Origin of the sequence: Litorilituus sediminis (assembly GCF_004295665.1) — a bacterium.
GTDB lineage: Bacteria > Pseudomonadota > Gammaproteobacteria > Enterobacterales > Alteromonadaceae > Colwellia > Colwellia sediminis.
The window spans coordinates 3505482-3524577 of sequence record NZ_CP034759.1; the positions used below are offsets into that span (position 1 = coordinate 3505482).

At 41.8% G+C, this 19096-nt stretch carries 8 protein-coding genes; 6 read left to right on the top strand and 2 right to left on the bottom strand.

The features are described from left to right. Positions 1-239 precede the first annotated feature (239 nt). From EMK97_RS15580 to EMK97_RS15595, 4 genes are all read left to right on the top strand, one after another. Positions 240-2021, top strand: a complete 1782-nt coding sequence (locus EMK97_RS15580; protein ID WP_246028810.1) for a thiamine pyrophosphate-dependent enzyme — start codon at positions 240-242, stop codon at positions 2019-2021. A 152-nt stretch (positions 2022-2173) separates the two neighbouring features. Continuing rightward, a complete protein-coding gene (locus EMK97_RS15585) occupies positions 2174-2599 on the top strand; it encodes a hypothetical protein (protein ID WP_130603712.1) in 426 nt (141 codons plus the stop codon). Between the two features lie 82 nt (positions 2600-2681). Then, positions 2682-2930 (top strand): hypothetical protein, encoded by a 249-nt coding sequence (locus EMK97_RS15590; protein WP_130603713.1) that lies wholly within the window; start codon positions 2682-2684, stop codon positions 2928-2930. Between the two features lie 46 nt (positions 2931-2976). Further along, positions 2977-3438: a hypothetical protein gene (locus tag EMK97_RS15595; protein ID WP_130603714.1), complete on the top strand. Its 462-nt coding sequence runs from the start codon at positions 2977-2979 to the stop codon at positions 3436-3438. Positions 3439-3532: 94 nt separating this feature from the next. On the opposite strand, the gene EMK97_RS15600 is transcribed toward EMK97_RS15595, so the two are convergent. Then, positions 3533-5716 carry a S46 family peptidase gene (locus EMK97_RS15600; RefSeq protein ID WP_130603715.1) on the bottom strand — a complete coding sequence of 728 codons (2184 nt, stop codon included), beginning with the start codon at positions 5714-5716 and terminating at the stop codon, positions 3533-3535. A gap of 166 nt (positions 5717-5882) precedes the next feature. On the opposite strand from EMK97_RS15600, the gene argR reads away from it, so the two are divergent. Beyond that, the gene (argR, locus tag EMK97_RS15605) at positions 5883-6365 is read left to right on the top strand and encodes a transcriptional regulator ArgR (protein WP_130603716.1); all 483 of its coding nucleotides are present in this window, start codon (positions 5883-5885) and stop codon (positions 6363-6365) included. A gap of 110 nt (positions 6366-6475) precedes the next feature. Here the strand turns inward: argR and EMK97_RS15610 are convergent, their stop codons facing one another. Beyond that, positions 6476-7036 carry a lipid-binding SYLF domain-containing protein gene (locus EMK97_RS15610; RefSeq protein WP_130603717.1) on the bottom strand — a complete coding sequence of 187 codons (561 nt, stop codon included), beginning with the start codon at positions 7034-7036 and terminating at the stop codon, positions 6476-6478. 332 nt (positions 7037-7368) lie between these two features. Here EMK97_RS15610 and EMK97_RS15615 point away from each other — a divergent pair, with 332 nt between their 5' ends. Continuing rightward, a complete protein-coding gene (locus EMK97_RS15615) occupies positions 7369-19038 on the top strand; it encodes a VCBS domain-containing protein (protein WP_130603718.1) in 11670 nt (3889 codons plus the stop codon). Positions 19039-19096 lie beyond the last annotated feature (58 nt).

Sequence of the window (19096 nt, forward strand, 5' to 3'; positions counted from 1 at the left end):
TGAGGCTAACTAACCGAAATTCAACATTTCATTCAATTCAAACTAAAAGTCAGCGTTGCAGTCATCGCTGGCTTTTTTATGGCCTGTAAGCCTTGTTTACAAACAGTGTAAAACTGTCTTAACACCCAAACATTGCTTGCTTTTAAGGCAAATTAACAAACTATGATCTCGATCATCTTCAATATTGTCATCCCTTTTAAAGTTAGCGCATCAGTTAAAACATTTGAATTGGGTTATCTATGTCATATGAATTGAATTTTGGTAAAGCCTACAGCGATCAGCTGCCAACATTAGGAGAAGCAATGAGCGAAGTCATTCGCTTTTTTGGTGGTAAGCACATTTATGGTGTTGGTGGTGATTTTGCCGCAAACTTAATTGCCGCTTTGGATAAAGATCTGGATATTTGTCCATCGAGTAATGAAATGCATGCTGGCTTTTCTGCCTGTGCGCAAGCAGAAGTCGATGGTATGGGCTTTTGCTTAACAACCTATATGGTCGGAAGTTTGCCTTGTACAAGTGCGGCGGCATTAGCGGTTACTGAAGGTTTACCTGTGGTATTTATTTCAGGTGCTCCGGCAGAAAGTGAGGTAAATAAACTGGCTATTCATCACACCATTCACCCTAATGCTTCTTGGAAAGCTGAATATGATAATGCCTTAGAAGCGTTTTCTGCTTTGGGCATGCGCGTAGAGCGTTTGCAAGGGCAAAGGTTAGCAGGGCACCCTAATATTGCCGGGCAGCGTTTTTATCAGATTGTTGCTGAAGCCTATAAAAATAAACAACCAGTATTTATTGAAGTACCAAGAGATCAAGTGTTTGCTAAAACGCAATCATTAAAGTTACCTAGTAGTTTAGATAATATTTGCTGTGGCGGTAACATATTAGGCGGTACAGAGCTGGTTGTCGCAAGTATTGTTGATAAACTAAAACATGCTAAAAAACCTATACTCTATATAGGTGACAGGCTTAAACACAATAGTATTTTAAAAGCATTAGTTATTGAGTTTGCTAACAAATTTAATATTCCTTATGCAACATCTTGGTTTGCTAAAGGGTTATTTGATGAATATGAGCCATTGTCACTAGGGGCTTATAATGGCGTGTTTACGCAAACATCAGGTCGAGACTATATTGAAAAAGAAGTTGATTATGTTATTGATGTTGCTACCAGTATTTTCGCGCAAGATTGTAATATTGCCTTTGCCACAGGCACTCATAAAATAGAAAGTTTTGCCAATAAAACCTTGCTAAAAGGTGGCTCGTTACTGGAAAAAGACTTAGTAGAGATTTTTAAACAGTTACTAACTTGTGATATTCAACCATTTGCTTACCAAGCTAATGCCGAAAAAGCGCAAAAAGCAGCGAGCTCAACGGAAGAGATTGATTTTAATAATCTGGCGCATACCTTAAATAGCATTCAGCAGCAAACGGATAAAACCTTAGTGTATTTGCCAGAAGTGGGTAACTCCTATTTTGCCAGTTATAGCTTAAAAGTACGTGACTCTCAGTTAGGACGTAGCTGGTTAACTAACCCTTGGTATGGCGCGATGGGAACAGCCTTACCTTATGCTAGGGTGATTGCACAGCGGTTAAAATCATTAGGTGATACAGAGCGTGCGGTGGTTATTATTGGTGATGGTGGTTTTCACTTTCAGTTAAATGAATTGATCCACTTTTTAAAAGATCAGACTAATGTCACGATTGTTTATATGCGCAATAATATATTTCATTTAGGTAAAAGCGGTGATGGCGATATTTATCACTGCAATGATGCACAATTTGACGTTCATAAACTTATTGCCGCGTATCAAGGACAAAGTACAACCTGTAAGAGCGTGGCTGATTTTAGTGATTACTTCTTAACAACACTTAATGTTGATGGTATTTCCTTAATTGAAGTTTTAGCAAACCCTGTGGAAGAAAAGCAAAGTAATGAACTGCAGTTGCTTAATCTTTATATTAAATCTAAAAACTGTCATCCAGATGCTATTGCTAAATGGCAAGCAATCACTGAGGTATAGTATTAGTTTGACTTAATAATGCTGAGTTTCAATGAAAAAGCCTCAAATGCCTCGAATGCCTCAAATGATTGAGGCTTTTTCTTGAAAAAATATAACTTGCCCTCATTCTAATGGTATCTAAACAAGCAACTAATTAACGAATGAGGGGAAAAATGCAGCAACTTATTGCCAAAATAGTTATTGTACTTTTGGTTTCTCTCAGTGTTAATCCTGCTTTGGCGGCGACAGTCGCCTCATTTGTTCAAGTAAATTACCCCAGCTTAGCCTTAACGGATAACAAGCTAAACAATGTTGAAGTTATTCATTGTATAGATAAGTCACCATTAAAGGTAAGCCTTGCTAATTGGCTAAAGCAAAAACAAGCGCAGCAAACCTTGCTTGGCCAGCTTATTGCCCAGTTAACTCTGCCGTTTGATGAGCAGGTAAAGCAAGCTCAATTACATTGGCAGCAACAACTGGTTGCCATCAAGGTTCAAGCGGATGTCTTTACCTCATTAAAAACCCGTCAATATCAACTAGCTGACTTACCCGTACGTTTTCAAGCACCTCTAGAGACTCCAGAGCACTCCCTAACTTAATACATCTTCAATTTTTGCTCACGCGACTTAGCGCGTGCGCTTTGTGATTTTTGTGATTATTAGTAATGTTAGGAATAAAACAATGCAGGATTTTTTCTTTTTGGCGTTAGCCCCTTGGCTAGCATTTTGTGTGTTTGCTTTTTTGGCAAAGCTGCTGATTAGTTTTGCTAAAAAGCGCCGCTCAGTTGCCGTTGCTTTTGGCCTGCTTGTCCAGATGTTTGCGCCTGATCCTATGGTAGAAAAAACCATAGAAACGGTAATAGAACAACCGGCAAGAAAAAAGTCGAGTACACGCCATAGTGATTTAAGAAAAACTCAAGAGAATGACTAATTAGCCGATATATAACTCATCATCACCTTAGTAAGAGCTTTACATTATGGATAATGTTAGTAGCACATCATATTTAGCTAACTACTCCCTCGCAAGCGCCGCATCAAGCACAGCTGTGACAGCAAAAGTTAGCGAAGAAAAGCAAGTAAAAGAAAGTACCCAGTCAGTCAAAAGGGAGAGTGGTATTAAAGTGCAATTGTCTGAGCAGGGGCAAGAGCAGTTACGAGAAGAAAAGCGTAGGCTAGGACAAGAGATTTCTAGCCAATTACGTTCGAGTTCAAACAAAAGCGAAGAAACGGATGAAGCTAGCCTAGATCCTTATGACAGAATCATAAAGCAATTAAAGGAGCAAATTCGCGAAGTAAAAGAGCAACTGGCTAAGTTAGAGTCAGATGAGTCTGAAGCGGCACAACGTCAAAAAGAAGCGCTGACAGCGCAATTAATGGAGTTAAATAGCCAACTCATCGCGGCTTATGAAGAAAAGCTGGCTGCCAGTAAGGGTGTGTAACTGAGGTTAGTTGGTTTACGGCGTTAAGCTGAAATGCACTTAACAATAAAAATCCGGCTAAGTCCGGATTTTTATTGTTATATTTTGGGGATGCTTATTCAACAATATCCATTTCTTCAATTAAGTTGGTAGCACCATCAACATACTCCATAACCCAAAGCATGTAGCGCACATCAACGTGAATTGAACGGTTTAATTTAGTATCGTAATCCCAATCACCGATAATACTTTCGTATACGCCATCAAACACTAAGCCAACAAATTCAGCTTTATCGTTTAATGTTGGTGAGCCTGAGTTACCACCAGTAATATCAAGTGTACCTAAGTAGTTTACAGGTACTGAACCGATAGCTGGCTTCTCATAACCACCGTAATATCTTTTGTTGATTAAATCTAATTGCTTTTTCGGTGCATCAAATGGTGCTACGCCGGTATCTTTAGCAACGATACCTTCAAGCGTGGTATAAGGCAGTGCTACCATGCCGTCTTGTGGTGCATACCCTTTAACATTACCGTAGGTAATACGCAGTGTGCTGTTAGCATCAGCGTAAACAGGTAAGTTATTATCGTTAAAGTAGGCAATTAATGCCGCCATGTATTTAGGGCGATAAGCTTGAATATTACCTGATAACTCTTTGGCGGTATCTTCTATAGCTTTGCGCTCCGTAAAGCTAGCTACTGCTAACTTGATAAATGGGTCTTGGCTTTGTTCAAAATCAGCGACTGATTTATTCATCCAAGCTAAACGTTGCTCTTGTGAGGCAAGTTCAGTTTTCTTGTACATTTTATCAAGCTTGTTACGTAGCGCGTTTTCATCAAAGTTCTTCGCGGTTACACCACTTAAGCCAAAGAATTTGTCAAAGGCTGTGATGCGAGCACTTCCTTCTAAAGCGACGTAATGCGTTAGCATAGCGATTAAGATTTCTTTATCGATTTGCTCGTCGTAGCGGCGATCAACAGATTTCATGCCTTGTTCGAAGCGAGCAATATCACGCTCTTGATAACCACGTTCACGCGCTAAGTTAGGCTTTTGCTTTTCAACAGCTAAGCGGTGTAATCTTTGTGCTGTAGATAACATTTTGTTGTAACGCATGTAACCTAAGATTAAGTCGCGAGCTTGTTGCTTATCATCTTCTTTTAATAGCTTGTCTAAACCAGATAATGCGTCACCATATTTAGCTTTACGCTGGCTATCACTATTTACCCACTTGGCAAGTTTTGCTTCTAACGATTTTTTACGCTCAAAGAAAGTACCCTTGTTGAAACTGTGGATCATCGAGCCATAGTTTTTTGCGTAGTTAGCTAAGCCTGCTAAAGTGCTTTCATACTTTATACGGGCATCGCTACCTTCTTCAGAGTGTGTATGAATTAAATCAATAATTTCTTCACGGTAAGCTTTCGCTTGCGGGTAAGTCCAAGTAAAGGTGTTTTCTACCTCATAAGCTGTGCGGTAACGGTTAGTTCTACCTGGGTAGCCTAACACCATGATGTAGTCGCCGTTATCAACACTACTTTTGTTTACTTTCAGGTGGTGCTTAGGCTTGTAAGGTACGTTGTCTTTGCTAAAGTCGGCTGGTTGACCATCTTTACCAACATAAGCGCGGTAGAAACCATAGTCACCTGTGTGGCGTGGCCACATCCAGTTATCAATATCACCGCCGTATTTGCCAACACTGCTTGCTGGTGCGTGTACTAAGCGGACATCACGGATCATCAATTGCTTAAATAAATAGTATTCTAAGCCGCCGTGAAAATTAACCACGCTACAACGATATCTATCATCGTTCTCACATTCAGCTACTAAGGTTTTAGAGTTTTTATCAATGGCTTTGTAACGATCACTACCTGACATCTTGTCGTTTAAGCCAGCTTTAACTAAATCGGTAACTTCAGTAATTTCTTCAGTAACATAAATGCGACTACCTGGTGTCGCAGGCACTTCTTCAGCAAATGATTTTGCTAAGAAACCATTTTTCAGTAAGTTATTATCTTCAGTTGAGTTGTATTGAATTGAACCATAGACACAGTGGTGGTTAGTTGCAACTAAGCCTTGATCTGAAACAAATGAAGCGGTACAGCCACCTAGGCTTACGATAGCGCCCATAGGAAAGCCAGTTAAATCAGTTAAATCATTAGGGTTTAACTTTAAACCTGCTTGGGTTAGTTGCTTGGCAATACTTGGTAGTTGGTGAGGTTGCCACATGCCTTCATCGGCAGTGGCGGTATTTGTAGCTAATGCTAACGCAGGTAACATTAGTAACTTGGTAAGTTTTTTCATAGAAAAGTTCTCAATAGTAAATGTTATTATATTGTTAATCTTTCAAATCCCCATGAATTTTGCGCGACATACCTTACACAGTCAAGCAAGCAATGTAGGCTGTCCTAATTAGTAACAAATAGTGTAGAATAGACTTTTTTAAGCGTGAATTATGTGAAATAGCTAGATGACCAGTAGCCGAAAACAAAACGAATCAAACTTAGTGCAAGCATTTAAAAAGTTGTTGAAAGAGCAGTGTTATGGCTCGCAAGGGCAATTAGCGGATGCCTTGGCAGAGCAGGGCTTTGTTAATATGTCGCAGGCTAAAATTTCGAGACTTTTATCAAAGCTTGGCGCAGTAAAAACACGTAATGCTAACAATGAAATGATTTATATTCTGCCTGATGAGTTAGCTGTACCTAAATCGAAGCAATCGATTGAATCAGTAGTGTTAAGTGTTAAGCACAATAATATGCAGATTATTGTCAAAACCGGGATAGGTGGTGCTCCGCTAATTTCTCGTATGCTAGACAGCATGGGGGAGTCGGCAGGAATACTTGGTACTTTAGCTGGCGATGATACTATTTTTATCGCACCAGATGATGTACACAATATTGAACAAATTACCTTATCAATTCGTCAGTTATTAGGGGTTAAGCTGGCAGATTAGCATTAAATTAGCGCTTTGAAGCGCAATCAAAGTAGTTTTATCTTCAAAAAGTATCGATAACCTGCCATGGGAGGTTATCGATACTTATCATCATAGTAGCAAATAAGCTGCTATTTTTTTATCGGCGTAAAGCTAAATTTTTGTCCGCCTAAGGCAGCCTCATACATTAAACCACCTTTGGTATAAGTAAAGGTCGCCATGCCATTTTGGTAAAAGCCTTTTTGCTTATTTTTATCTGAACTTGCAGATGCACCTGCCGATGTACCTGTTGTGCTGGTTTGAGCATTCGCTCCGACATTAATTGCCACAGCTGACGCTTGCGCACTAAATTCAAAGTTCCCTTTGGTGAAGGCATAGTAAGTTGCTTTATCTTTGAAGAAAATAATTTCACTAAATGCTTGGCCGCCTAACTGCAAGCCAAAGCTAACTTGTGTCATTGTACTTGTGCCAGTTTTCTTACCTTGCTTGAAAACAGTACCTTCGCCATAAGCACCGCCTAAACCAACACCGCCTTTTCCTATGGTAGGAAAAACAGCATAGCCATATGAGTTTTTAAAAAACTTTGCCACTTGCGGTGATTTTTTAAAGGTATTGATTGTGTGCTCTACATCTGAGGCATAGGCAGTTGTTGTAAAAATAAACGACAAGATAAGGTATATAAATTTTTTCATGGCAAGCTCATGTGTTAGTTGCTAATAGCGCCATACTAACCTCTAAAAATCGCTTTGTTCAAGTGCTAATAAGCAGTTATATGTTATTTTGCCGCTTTAATGTAAATATCAAGTTAATTTGAGGTTATGAACTGTTTGTTGATAGAAAAGCAAAGATTTTTAAATAGTAAGCTTTATAAGGGGTTTACTGACTTTGTTAAAATCCTTAACTTTTTTGTGGGAAAGCTTTAATTTTTTGTTAAATTGTTTAATTTGGCAGCGAAAATTGATAGGATTGTCGCTATGTACATGTAATAAATTCGTCTGTTTTTCGTTGTTGTAGGATATTAAGCATGCAAGAAGTTAAGTTAGTGGAAGTTGGGGTTGTTGTTTCTGTTGTTGGCAACGTTTCTATCATTACTGCTGAAGGAATTAAGCGTACTTTAAAAGTTGGGGATAAGGTAAACCCTGGTGATATTATTCTTACCTCGCAACAAGCGAAAGCGGTTGTTCAATTTGAAGAACATAATGGCCCTGTAACGGTTGATTCTTCCTGTGCTGCTTGTATTGCTATGGATACTAACGATAGTGCCACAGTTCATGTACAGGAAGTTGCCGGTGATGTATTAGTATTAGAAGAAGCCAATGTAGAGCAACTGCAAAACTTAATCTTAGCGGGTGTAGATCCGACAGCAACAGATAACGACGACATTGAAAACCTACAAGCATTAATTGAACAAGGTATTGATCCTACCTCAGCAGAAACATTTGAAGCAGCCGCCGCAGGCGAATCAGGGCGACAAGGCTCTTCTATTTCTCCGAAAGTGGATGCCACTATTGAAGAAGTTGCGGTAACCGCAGGTTATGACACTAGCTACGCAGCAACAACGGCAACTAATATTGCCGCTTCGTCTGATGACAATGAACCAAGACCTGCGATTATATCAGGTGAAGATCAGGGCATAGTTGTTGAAGATAGCGCAACAAGTATCAGTGGCAAGCTTGATATTATTGATACCAACGCAGATGAAACTCAATTTATTGCTGAAACTATTACAAGCCAATATGGCGACTTAGTCATTGATGAACAAGGTCAGTGGCAATTTGAACTAGCCAATGACTTAGCTGAAATTCAAGCGCTTGGCGAACAAGATACCTTAACTCAAACCATTACTGTGACTTCAGTGGATGGTACTGAACATACAATCACCATTGAAATTCAAGGCACTGATGACCTTTCACAAATTACACTAGCTGAAGGTGATAGCGATGTTGGTTCAGTAACAGAAGATGCTAATGTTAATGGTCAAAACCAATTAACGACTTCAGGTCATTTAACGGTAACTGATGTTGATACTAGCGATGTTGCCGCTTTTGATCCTAACTCAGTATCAAGTACTAACACCTTAGGTACGTTAACAATCGATGCTGATGGCAACTGGCAATACAATATTGATAACAGCTTAAGCCAAGTGCAATCATTAGATGATGGCGAGAGCTTTACTGAAACTTTCACCGTACAAACTATTGATGGTCAAACGCATGAAATTACCGTGACAGTTAATGGGGTTGATGATGTCTCTGTTATTAGCCTAGAAGCTGGCGATAGCGATCTTGGCTCAGTAACGGAAGATGCTAATGTTAATGGTCAAAATCAATTAACGACTTCAGGCCACTTAACGGTAACCGATGTTGATGCTAGTGATGTTGCTGCCTTTGATCCCAACTCAGTATCAAGTACGAACACCTTAGGTACGTTAACAATCGATGCTGATGGCAACTGGCAATACAATATTGATAACAGCTTAAGCCAAGTTCAATCGCTAGATGATGGCGAGAGTTTTACTGAAATTTTTACCGTACAAACCATAGATGGTCAAACGCATGAAATTACCGTGACAGTTAACGGTGTTGATGATGTCTCTGTTATTAGCCTAGAAGCTGGCGACAGTGATATTGGCTCAGTAACGGAAGATGCTAATGTTAATGGTGAAAACCAATTAACGACTTCAGGCCACTTAACGGTAACGGATGTTGATGCTAGCGATGTTGCTGCTTTTGATCCAAATTCAGTTTCAAGCAATAACACTTTAGGTACGTTAACAATCGATGCTGATGGCAACTGGCAATACAATATCGATAATAGCTTAAGCCAAGTTCAATCGCTAGATGACGGCGAGAGCTTTACTGAAACTTTCACCGTACAAACCATTGATGGTCAAACGCATGAAATTACCGTGACAGTTAACGGTGTTGATGATGTCTCTGTTATTAGCCTAGAAGCTGGCGATAGCGATGTTGGCTCAGTAACCGAAGATGCCAATGTTAATGGTCAAAATCAATTAACGACTTCAGGTCATTTAACGGTAACCGATGTCGATGCTAGCGATGTTGCCGCCTTTGAGCCTAACTCAGTTTCAAGCACTAACACCTTAGGTACGTTAACAATCGATGCTGATGGTAACTGGCAATACGATATTGATAACAGCTTAAGCCAAGTTCAATCGCTAGATGAAGGCGAGAGTTTTACTGAAACTTTCACCGTACAAACTATTGATGGTCAAACGCATGAAATTACCGTGACAGTTAACGGTGTTGATGATGTCTCTGTTATCAGCCTAGAAGCTGGTGACAGTGATCTTGGCTCAGTAACGGAAGATGCTAATGTTAATGGTCAAAACCAATTAACGACTTCAGGCCATTTAACGGTAACCGATGTTGATGCGAGCGATGTTGCTGCCTTTGATCCTAACTCAGTTGTAAGCAATAACACCTTAGGTACGCTTACAATCGATGCTGATGGTAATTGGCAATACAATATTGATAACTCTTTAAGTCAAGTACAAGACTTGGCTGCAGGTGAGAGTTTTACTGAAACCTTTACTGTGCAAACGATTGATGGTCAATCTCATACTATTGTTGTCACCGTAAATGGTGCTAATGATGGCCCTATTGCCGTAGATGACTCATTAGCTATTAATGAAGATGCGAGTGCTACCGTTATTGATGTACTTGCTAATGATACTGATTTAGACGGTGATACTTTAACGGTTACCGGGGTAACTCAACCTGCCAATGGTACGGTTACTTTAGTGAATGGTGTAGTGACATTCATTCCAGATGCAAACTTCTCAGGTCAAACTTCATTCACTTATACTATTAGCGATGGCAATGGTGGTACAGATACTGCCACAGTTACAGTGAATGTTAATCCGCAAAACGATGATCCTGTTGCAGTAGATGATATCGTATCAATTAATGAAGCCGATGGCGCAACTGTGATTGATGTGCTTGGCAATGATACCGATTTAGACGGTGATACTTTAACGGTTACTGGGGTAACTCAACCAGCAAATGGTACTGTGACCTTAGTGAATGGTGTTGTTACTTATATTCCTGAAGCAAACTTTGATGGTCAAGTAACTTTTACTTATACCATTAGCGATGGTAACGGTGGTACAGATACAGCCACAGTTACTTTGACTGTTAATGGAGAAAATAATGACCCTGTTGCAGTAGATGACATCGTATCAATTAATGAAGCAGATGGCGCAACTGTGATTGATGTGCTTGGCAATGATACCGATTTAGACGGTGATACTTTAACGGTTACTGGGGTAACTCAACCCGCAAATGGTACTGTGACCTTAGTGAATGGTGTTGTTACTTATATTCCTGAAGCTAACTTTGATGGTCAAGTAACTTTTACCTATACCATTAGCGATGGTAACGGTGGTACAGATACAGCCACAGTTACTTTGACTGTTAATGGACAAAATAATGACCCTGTTGCAGTAGATGACATCGTATCAATTAATGAAGCAGATGGCGCAACTGTGATTGATGTGCTTGGCAATGATACGGATTTAGACGGTGATACTTTAACGGTTACTGGGGTAACTCAACCCGCAAATGGTACTGTGACCTTAGTGAATGGTGTTGTTACTTATATTCCTGAAGCAAATTTTGATGGTCAAGTGACTTTTACTTATACCATTAGCGATGGTAACGGTGGTACAGATACAGCCACAGTTACTTTGAATGTTAATGCAGCTGGTGATGTAACACCACCAACGGTTGCTGATCAAAGTTTTAGCTATCAAGAAAACCAAGTGGCTGATGCGGTTGTTGGTACGCTTGCTGCAAACGGCGATGTAGCAACTTACACCTTCAGTAATGGCAGCCAAACCTCTCAAGACGGTTACTATCAAATTGATAACAATGGCGTTATTACGATTACTGCAGCCGGTGTACTTGCTGAAGTGAATGATTTTGAGCAAGGCGCAAATACCGGTGATTACACTGTGATTGCTGCCGATGCCGCCGGTAATGAAACCACCATTACCGTGACCTTAAGTGAAACTAACGTTGATGACACCGCGCCAACCGTTGCCGATCAAAGCTTTAGTTATCAAGAGAATCAAGTGGCGGATGCCGTGGTGGGTACACTAGCTAATAATAACGATGTAGCAACTTACACCTTCAGTAACGGCAGCACGACATCAGCTGATGGCTACTATCAAATTGATAATAATGGCGTTATTACCATCACAGCAGCCGGTGTGTTAGCTGAAGTCAATGACTTTGAGCAAGGCGCGAATACCGGTGATTATACCGTGATTGCCGCCGATGCTGCGGGTAATGAAACTACCATCACCGTGACTTTAAGTGAAACTAACGTTGATGACACTGCACCAACGGTTGCCGATCAAAGCTTTAGTTATGAAGAGAACCAAGTGGCGGATGCGGTTGTTGGTACGCTTGCTGCAAACGGCGATGTAGCAACTTACACCTTCAGTAATGGCAGCACCACATCAGCTGATGGTTACTATCAAATTGATAACAACGGTGTTATTACCATTACCGCCGCGGGTGTGTTAGCTGAAGTGAATGATTTCGAGCAAGGCGCGAACACGGGTGATTATACCGTCATTGCTGCCGATGCCGCCGGTAATGAAACCACCATCACAGTAACCTTAATTGAAACTAACGTTGATGACACCGCGCCAACGGTTGCCGATCAAAGCTTTAGTTATCAAGAGAACCAAGTGGCGGATGCGGTTGTTGGTACGCTTGCCGCAAACGGCGATGTTGCAACCTACACCTTCAGTAATGGCAGCACGACCTCAGCTGATGGTTACTATCAAATTGATAACAATGGCGTTATTACCATCACAGCAGCCGGTGTGTTAGCTGAAGTCAATGACTTTGAGCAAGGCGCGAATACTGGTGATTATACCGTGATTGCTGCCGATGCTGCGGGCAATGAAACTACCATCACCGTGACTTTAAGTGAAACTAACGTTGATGACACTGCACCAAGCGTTGCCGATCAAAGCTTTAGCTATCAAGAGAACCAAGTGGCGGATGCCGTGGTGGGTACACTAGCTAATAATAACGATGTAGCAACTTACACCTTCAGTAACGGCAGCACGACATCAGCTGATGGCTACTATCAAATTGATAATAATGGCGTTATTACCATCACAGCAGCCGGTGTGTTAGCTGAAGTCAATGACTTTGAGCAAGGCGCAAATACCGGTGATTACACTGTGATTGCTGCCGATGCCGCCGGTAATGAAACCACCATTACCGTGACCTTAAGTGAAACCAATGTTGATGACACTGCACCAAGCGTTGCTGATCAAAGCTTTAGCTATCAAGAGAACCAAGTGGTGGATGCCGTGGTGGGTACACTAGCTAATAATAACGATGTAGCAACTTACACCTTCAGTAACGGCAGCACGACATCAGCTGATGGCTACTATCAAATTGATAATAATGGCGTTATTACCATCACAGCAGCCGGTGTGTTAGCCGAAGTCAATGACTTTGAGCAAGGCGCGAACACGGGTGATTATACGGTGATTGCTGCTGATGCTGCTGGTAATGAAGCCACCATCACCGTGACCTTAAGTGAAACTAACGTTGATGACACCGCACCAAGCGTTGCTGATCAAAGCTTTAGCTATCAAGAGAATCAAGTGGCGGATGCGGTTGTCGGTACGCTTGCCGCAAACGGCGATGTTGCGACTTATACTTTCAGTAATGGCAGCACGACCTCAGCTGATGGTTATTATCAAATTGATAACAATGGCGTTATTACCATCACAGCCGCAGGTGTACTTGCTGAAGTGAATGACTTTGAGCAAGGCGCGAACACGGGTGATTATACGGTGATTGCTGCCGATGCCGCCGGTAATGAAACCAACATTACCGTGACCTTAAGTGAAACTAACGTTGATGACACTGCACCAACGGTTGCCGATCAAAGTTTTAGTTATCAAGAGAATCAAGTGGCTGATGCGGTTGTCGGTACGCTTGCCGCAAACGACGATGTCGAAACTTATACCTTCAGTAATGGCAGCACGACATCAGCTGATGGTTACTATCAAATTGATAACAATGGCGTGATCACCATTACCGCAGCGGGTGTACTTGCTGAAGTGAATGATTTTGAGCAAGGCGCAAATACCGGGGATTATACCGTGATTGCCGCAGATGCCGCCGGTAATGAAACTACTATTACCGTGACCTTAAGTGAAACTAACGTTGATGACACCGCACCAACCGTTGCCGATCAAAGCTTTAGCTATCAAGAGAATCAAGTAGCAGATGCCGTTGTTGGCACGCTTACAAATAACCCTGACGTTGCTAGTTACACTTTCAGTAACGGCAGCACCACCTCAGCTGATGGTTACTATCAAATTGATAACAATGGCGTGATCACTATCACAGCAGCCGGTGTGTTAGCTGAAGTCAATGACTTTGAACAAGGCGCGAACACGGGTGATTACACCGTGATAGCAGCCGATGCTGCGGGTAATGAAACCACCATCACCGTGACCTTAAGTGAAACTAATGTTGATGACACTGCGCCAACCGTTGCTGATCAAAGCTTTAGCTACGAAGAGAATCAAGTAGCGGATGCGGTTGTTGGTATGCTTGCCGCAAACGGCGATGTTGCGACTTATACTTTCAGTAACGGCAGCACCACATCAGCTGATGGCTACTATCAAATTGATAACAATGGCGTTATTACCATTACTGCAGCGGGTGTGTTAGCTGAAGTCAATGACTTTGAGCAAGGCGCAAATACCGGTGATTATACTGTGATTGCTGCCGATGCCGCCGGTAATGAAACCACCATCACCGTGACTTTAAGTGAAACTAATGTTGATGACACGGCACCAACGGTAGCGGATCAAAGCTTTAGCTACGAAGAGAATCAAGTAGCGGATGCGGTTGTTGGTACGCTTACAAATAACCCAGACGTTGCTAGCTACACTTTCAGTAACGGCAGCACGACATCAGCTGATGGCTACTATCAAATTGATAACAATGGCGTGATCACTATCACAGCCGCAGGTGTGTTAGCTGAAGTAAATGATTTCGAGCAAGGGGCAAACACGGGTGACTACACAGTGATTGCTGCCGATGCCGCGGGTAATGAAACCACCATCACCGTGACCTTAAGTGAAACTAATGTTGATGACACTGCGCCAACCGTTGCTGATCAAAGCTTTAGCTACGAAGAGAATCAAGTAGCGGATGCGGTTGTTGGTATGCTTGCCGCAAACGGCGATGTTGCGACTTATACTTTCAGTAACGGCAGCACCACATCAGCTGATGGCTACTATCAAATTGATAACAATGGCGTTATTACCATTACTGCAGCCGGTGTGCTTGCTGAAGTCAATGACTTTGAGCAAGGCAGTAATACCGGTGATTATACCGTGATTGCCGCTGATGCTGCGGGTAATGAAACCACCATTACCGTGACTTTAAGTGAAACTAACGTTGATGACACTGCGCCAACCGTTGCCGATCAAAGCTTTAGTTATCAAGAGAATCAAGTGGCTGATGCCGTTGTTGGTATGCTTACAAATAACCCTGACGTTGCTAGCTACACCTTCAGTAACGGCAGCACGACCTCAGCTGATGGCTACTATCAAATTGATAACAATGGCGTTATTACGATTACCGCAGCCGGTGTGCTTGCTGAAGTCAATGATTTCGAGCAAGGCGCGAATACCGGTGATTATACCGTCATTGCCGCCGATGCTGCGGGTAATGAAACCACCATTACCGTGACCTTAAGTGAAACTAACGTTGATGACACCGCACCAACGGTTGTCGATCAAAGCTTTAGCTATCAAGAGAACCAAGTGGCTGATGCCGTTGTTGGTACGCTTGCCGCAAACGGCGATGTCGCGACTTATACTTTCAGTAACGGCAGCCAAACCTCTCAAGACGGTTACTATCAAATTGATAACAATGGCGTGATCACTATTACCGCCGCCGGTGTGTTAGCTGAAGTGAATGACTTTGAGCAAGGCGCGAACACGGGTGACTATACCGTGATTGCCGCCGATGCCGCGGGTAATGAAACCACCATCACCGTGACCTTAAGTGAAACTAACCTTGATGACACCGCGCCAAGCGTTGCCGATCAAAGCTTTAGCTATCAAGAGAATCAAGTGGCGGATGCGGTTGTCGGTACGCTTGCCGCAAACGGCGATGTCGCGACTTATACTTTCAGTAACGGTAGCACGACATCAGCTGATGGCTACTACCAAATTGATAATAATGGCGTTATTACCATTACGGCAGCCGGTGTGCTTGCTGAAGTCAATGACTTTGAGCAAGGCGCGAATACAGGTGACTACACCGTGATTGCCGCCGATGCCGCCGGTAATGAAACCACCATCACCGTGACCTTAAGTGAAACTAATGTTGATGACACGGCACCAACGGTAGCGGATCAAAGCTTTAGCTATCAAGAGAATCAAGTAGCAGATGCCGTGGTTGGTACGCTTACAAATAACCCTGACGTTGCTAGCTACACCTTCAGTAATGGCAGCACCACATCAGCTGATGGCTACTATCAAATTGATAACAATGGCGTGATCACCATTACGGCAGCCGGTGTGTTAGCTGAAGTCAATGATTTCGAGCAAGGCGCGAACACGGGTGATTATACCGTGATTGCTGCCGATGCTGCGGGTAATGAAACCACCATTACAGTAACCTTAAGTGAAACTAACCTTGATGACACCGCGCCAACGGTAGCCGATCAAAGCTTTAGCTACGAAGAGAATCAAGTGGCGGATGCTGTGGTAGCAACGCTAGCGCTAAATATAGATGTAGCTAGCTATACTTTTAGCAATGGTACTCAATTATCTGATGATGGTTTTTATGCAATTAATGATGATGGCCAAATCAGTATCACTGCTTTAGGTGTAGCAGCGCATGTGAATGATTTTGAGCAAGGCGCAAACAGCGGTATTTATACTGTCGTAGCTGCAGACTCAGTTGGTAACTCAACATCGTTTACTGTTACCCTATCTGAAACAGATTTAAATGATTACTCGCCAATAGCAAGCAATGATGGTGAAGGCAGTGGCGTTATTGTTTGGGGAGATAATTTACTTGTTAACGGTGACGCTGAAACCGAGGGCGGTAATGGTTGGCAAGTTACTGGAGGTTCTCTTTACGAGGAAGGTTATGGCTCGTATATAGAGGGCAATTCAAGTACCGATAATGGTAGTTATTTTTATGGCTCTGGCAGTCATGTCGTTTCTTCTCAAACGGTGAATTTAGGCTTAGCAGAGGAATTTACGCTTTCTGGCGACCTGGGAACCTCGGGCTCAGACGAAGCTGAATTAAAAGTAGTGTTTAGAGATATCAATGGCGATATTGTTGGCGAATTCTCGACAGGAAAAATCACTCAACTTGGTGTGATGAAGTGGTATGAAATTTCAAACAGCATACCTGCTGGTGCCGTTACTGCGACAATAGAAATGCATATGTATGACAGTAACTCAGATAGTGACAGTTATGCAGATGCATTCTTTGATAATGTTTCATTTGTGACTGGTGAAGCAGGCCATGAACTGGTTGTTGATGAAGATAGTCAAATCACCGTAGATGTACTGGCAAATGACTATGATCCTGATGGTGATCCAATTGCTGTTACCCATATTGAAGGGCAAGCGGTTAGCAATGGTGACAGTGTTGAAATCAAGCAAAATGGTGTTGTAGTTGGCATTGCAACACTGGTTGCCGGTCAAATTGTCTTTACTCCTTCTGCGGCTTTACAGGCAATGAATGATGGTGAGTCAACAGAAGTGATATTTGATTATACCATTACTGATCAACCTAATGCTGGTGCTGCACAATCAGATACAGCAACAGTAAAAATATTAGTTACTGGCTCCAATGAAGCGCCAAGCTTATCATTGTTAACGGATGGAACTGTTAATGAGCAAGGCTTAGTTGATGGTGATGCTAATTCTGGCTCTGAGTATACCAGTGGTAGTTTCTTCGTCTCTGGTGGTGGAATTACCAGTTTAGAAATTGCCGGTCAAACGATTACTTCAGCCGACTTAGCTGCAGGAAATGTTTCTGTCAATACTGGTGAAGGTGTTATTACTATTACTAGCTTTGATGCTAATACAGGTGAAGTGAGCTACAGCTATAAACTCTCTGCTGCGCAAGCACATAATTCTGGCGATATTATTAACGATACTATCACGGTGAAAGCAACCAATTCACAAGGTAGTGTTGATGGTAGCTTTAATATTGCCATTGTTGATGATGCTCCAAGTGTTTCTGGTGATATGCAATCTATTCAATTTGGTGAGCAGATTACTAATCTAATTATTGTATTAGATACCTCAGGCAGTATGGACTACGACATGAGTAGTTCTGATGACACTTCAAGAATGGAGGTTGCCATTGACGCTATTAAGCAATTACTTGATGCTTATGATGAACTTGGCTCTGTCAATGTGCAGTTGGTTGGCTTTGAATATAGTACTACAACGAGTGGTCAAGGAGTGTGGTTAAATTTAGCTGATGCCAAGCAATGGCTAGATACCTATACTACGCCAGATGGTGGTACTGATTATGCGGCAGGCTTACAGGCAGCAATTGATAACTATTCTGCGCCAAATAACAATGGCGCTACCTATGCTTACTTCATTTCTGATGGTGAACCAACTTATCAGCAAAAAGCCTTGAATTTTGAAGATGACTGGGAGCGTTTCTTAGCAGAGAACAATATTAATGAATCTTTTGCTATTGGAATTGGTAACGTACCTACGCAATACCTAGATATTGCTGCACATGCGAATGGTGTTGATACGGCAACTACCTTAGTTCACTCAGCAAGTGATATGGCGAATTATTTACTTAATACCGTTGCTGTTGAGAAAACAGGTAATTTACTTGTCGATTTAATTGCTGGAAATAGCAATATAGGTGCTGATACCCAAGGTGCAACCTTATCTATCACTATAGATGGTAATACTTATACCCTTGCTGATGCGACTAATGGCATGTTAGTCATTAACACCAATAAAGGTGGTGAATTAACTATTAATTTTGATGATAGCACTTACTCTTATTCGGCAAAAACAAACTCAAATGGTCGCCAAGATTATGTTGAAGAATTTATTGTTGGTATTACTGATGGTGATGGCGATTCGGCAACATCTACCTTTAGTGTGAATGTAGGTTTCCCTTCTCATACACAAAGCACTGACTTAACAGATGTTTTATATGGAAGTGCGGCAAGTGAAACAATCAGTGGTGCAGGAGGGAATGATGTATTATACGGTTTTGCTGGAGACGATATTTTAAAAGGTGGCTCTGGTGATGATTTACTCATTGGTGGCGCTGGCAGTGACAGCTTACGAGGTAATGGTGGTTCAGATACATATTACTTTGGTAGTGATGCAGCAGATGGTAGCATTGACACTATTACCAAATTTAGTAATGGCGATAGCATAGACCTATCAGACTTACTTAACGGTGAAACTGATGGTGCAGATAGCTTAGCTGAATATCTACATTTCTCATTTGATGGCACTAATACCCTTATCAGTGTTGATAAAGATAAGAATGGCACAACCGATCTAACCATCAAATTAAATGATGTTAATTTAGTTGACGGTGCTGTAGATGATGCTGCGATTATTCAGAAGTTGCTCGATGAAGCAAAATTAAACGTAGATTAAGGTGAGTTGTTAACGACCTTATCAAGTTTCATTGCATGCTTGATAAGGTCGTTTTTAA

Coding starts and splice junctions, on each gene's coding strand:
- EMK97_RS15585 (WP_130603712.1), top strand. CDS start 2,174: ATGCAGCAACTTATTGCCAAAATAGTTATTGTACTTTTGGTTTCTCTC.
- EMK97_RS15595 (WP_130603714.1), top strand. CDS start 2,977: ATGGATAATGTTAGTAGCACATCATATTTAGCTAACTACTCCCTCGCA.
- EMK97_RS15600 (WP_130603715.1), bottom strand. CDS start 5,716: ATGAAAAAACTTACCAAGTTACTAATGTTACCTGCGTTAGCATTAGCT.
- argR (WP_130603716.1), top strand. CDS start 5,883: ATGACCAGTAGCCGAAAACAAAACGAATCAAACTTAGTGCAAGCATTT.
- EMK97_RS15615 (WP_130603718.1), top strand. CDS start 7,369: ATGCAAGAAGTTAAGTTAGTGGAAGTTGGGGTTGTTGTTTCTGTTGTT.
- EMK97_RS15610 (WP_130603717.1), bottom strand. CDS start 7,036: ATGAAAAAATTTATATACCTTATCTTGTCGTTTATTTTTACAACAACT.
- EMK97_RS15590 (WP_130603713.1), top strand. CDS start 2,682: ATGCAGGATTTTTTCTTTTTGGCGTTAGCCCCTTGGCTAGCATTTTGT.
- EMK97_RS15580 (WP_246028810.1), top strand. CDS start 240: ATGTCATATGAATTGAATTTTGGTAAAGCCTACAGCGATCAGCTGCCA.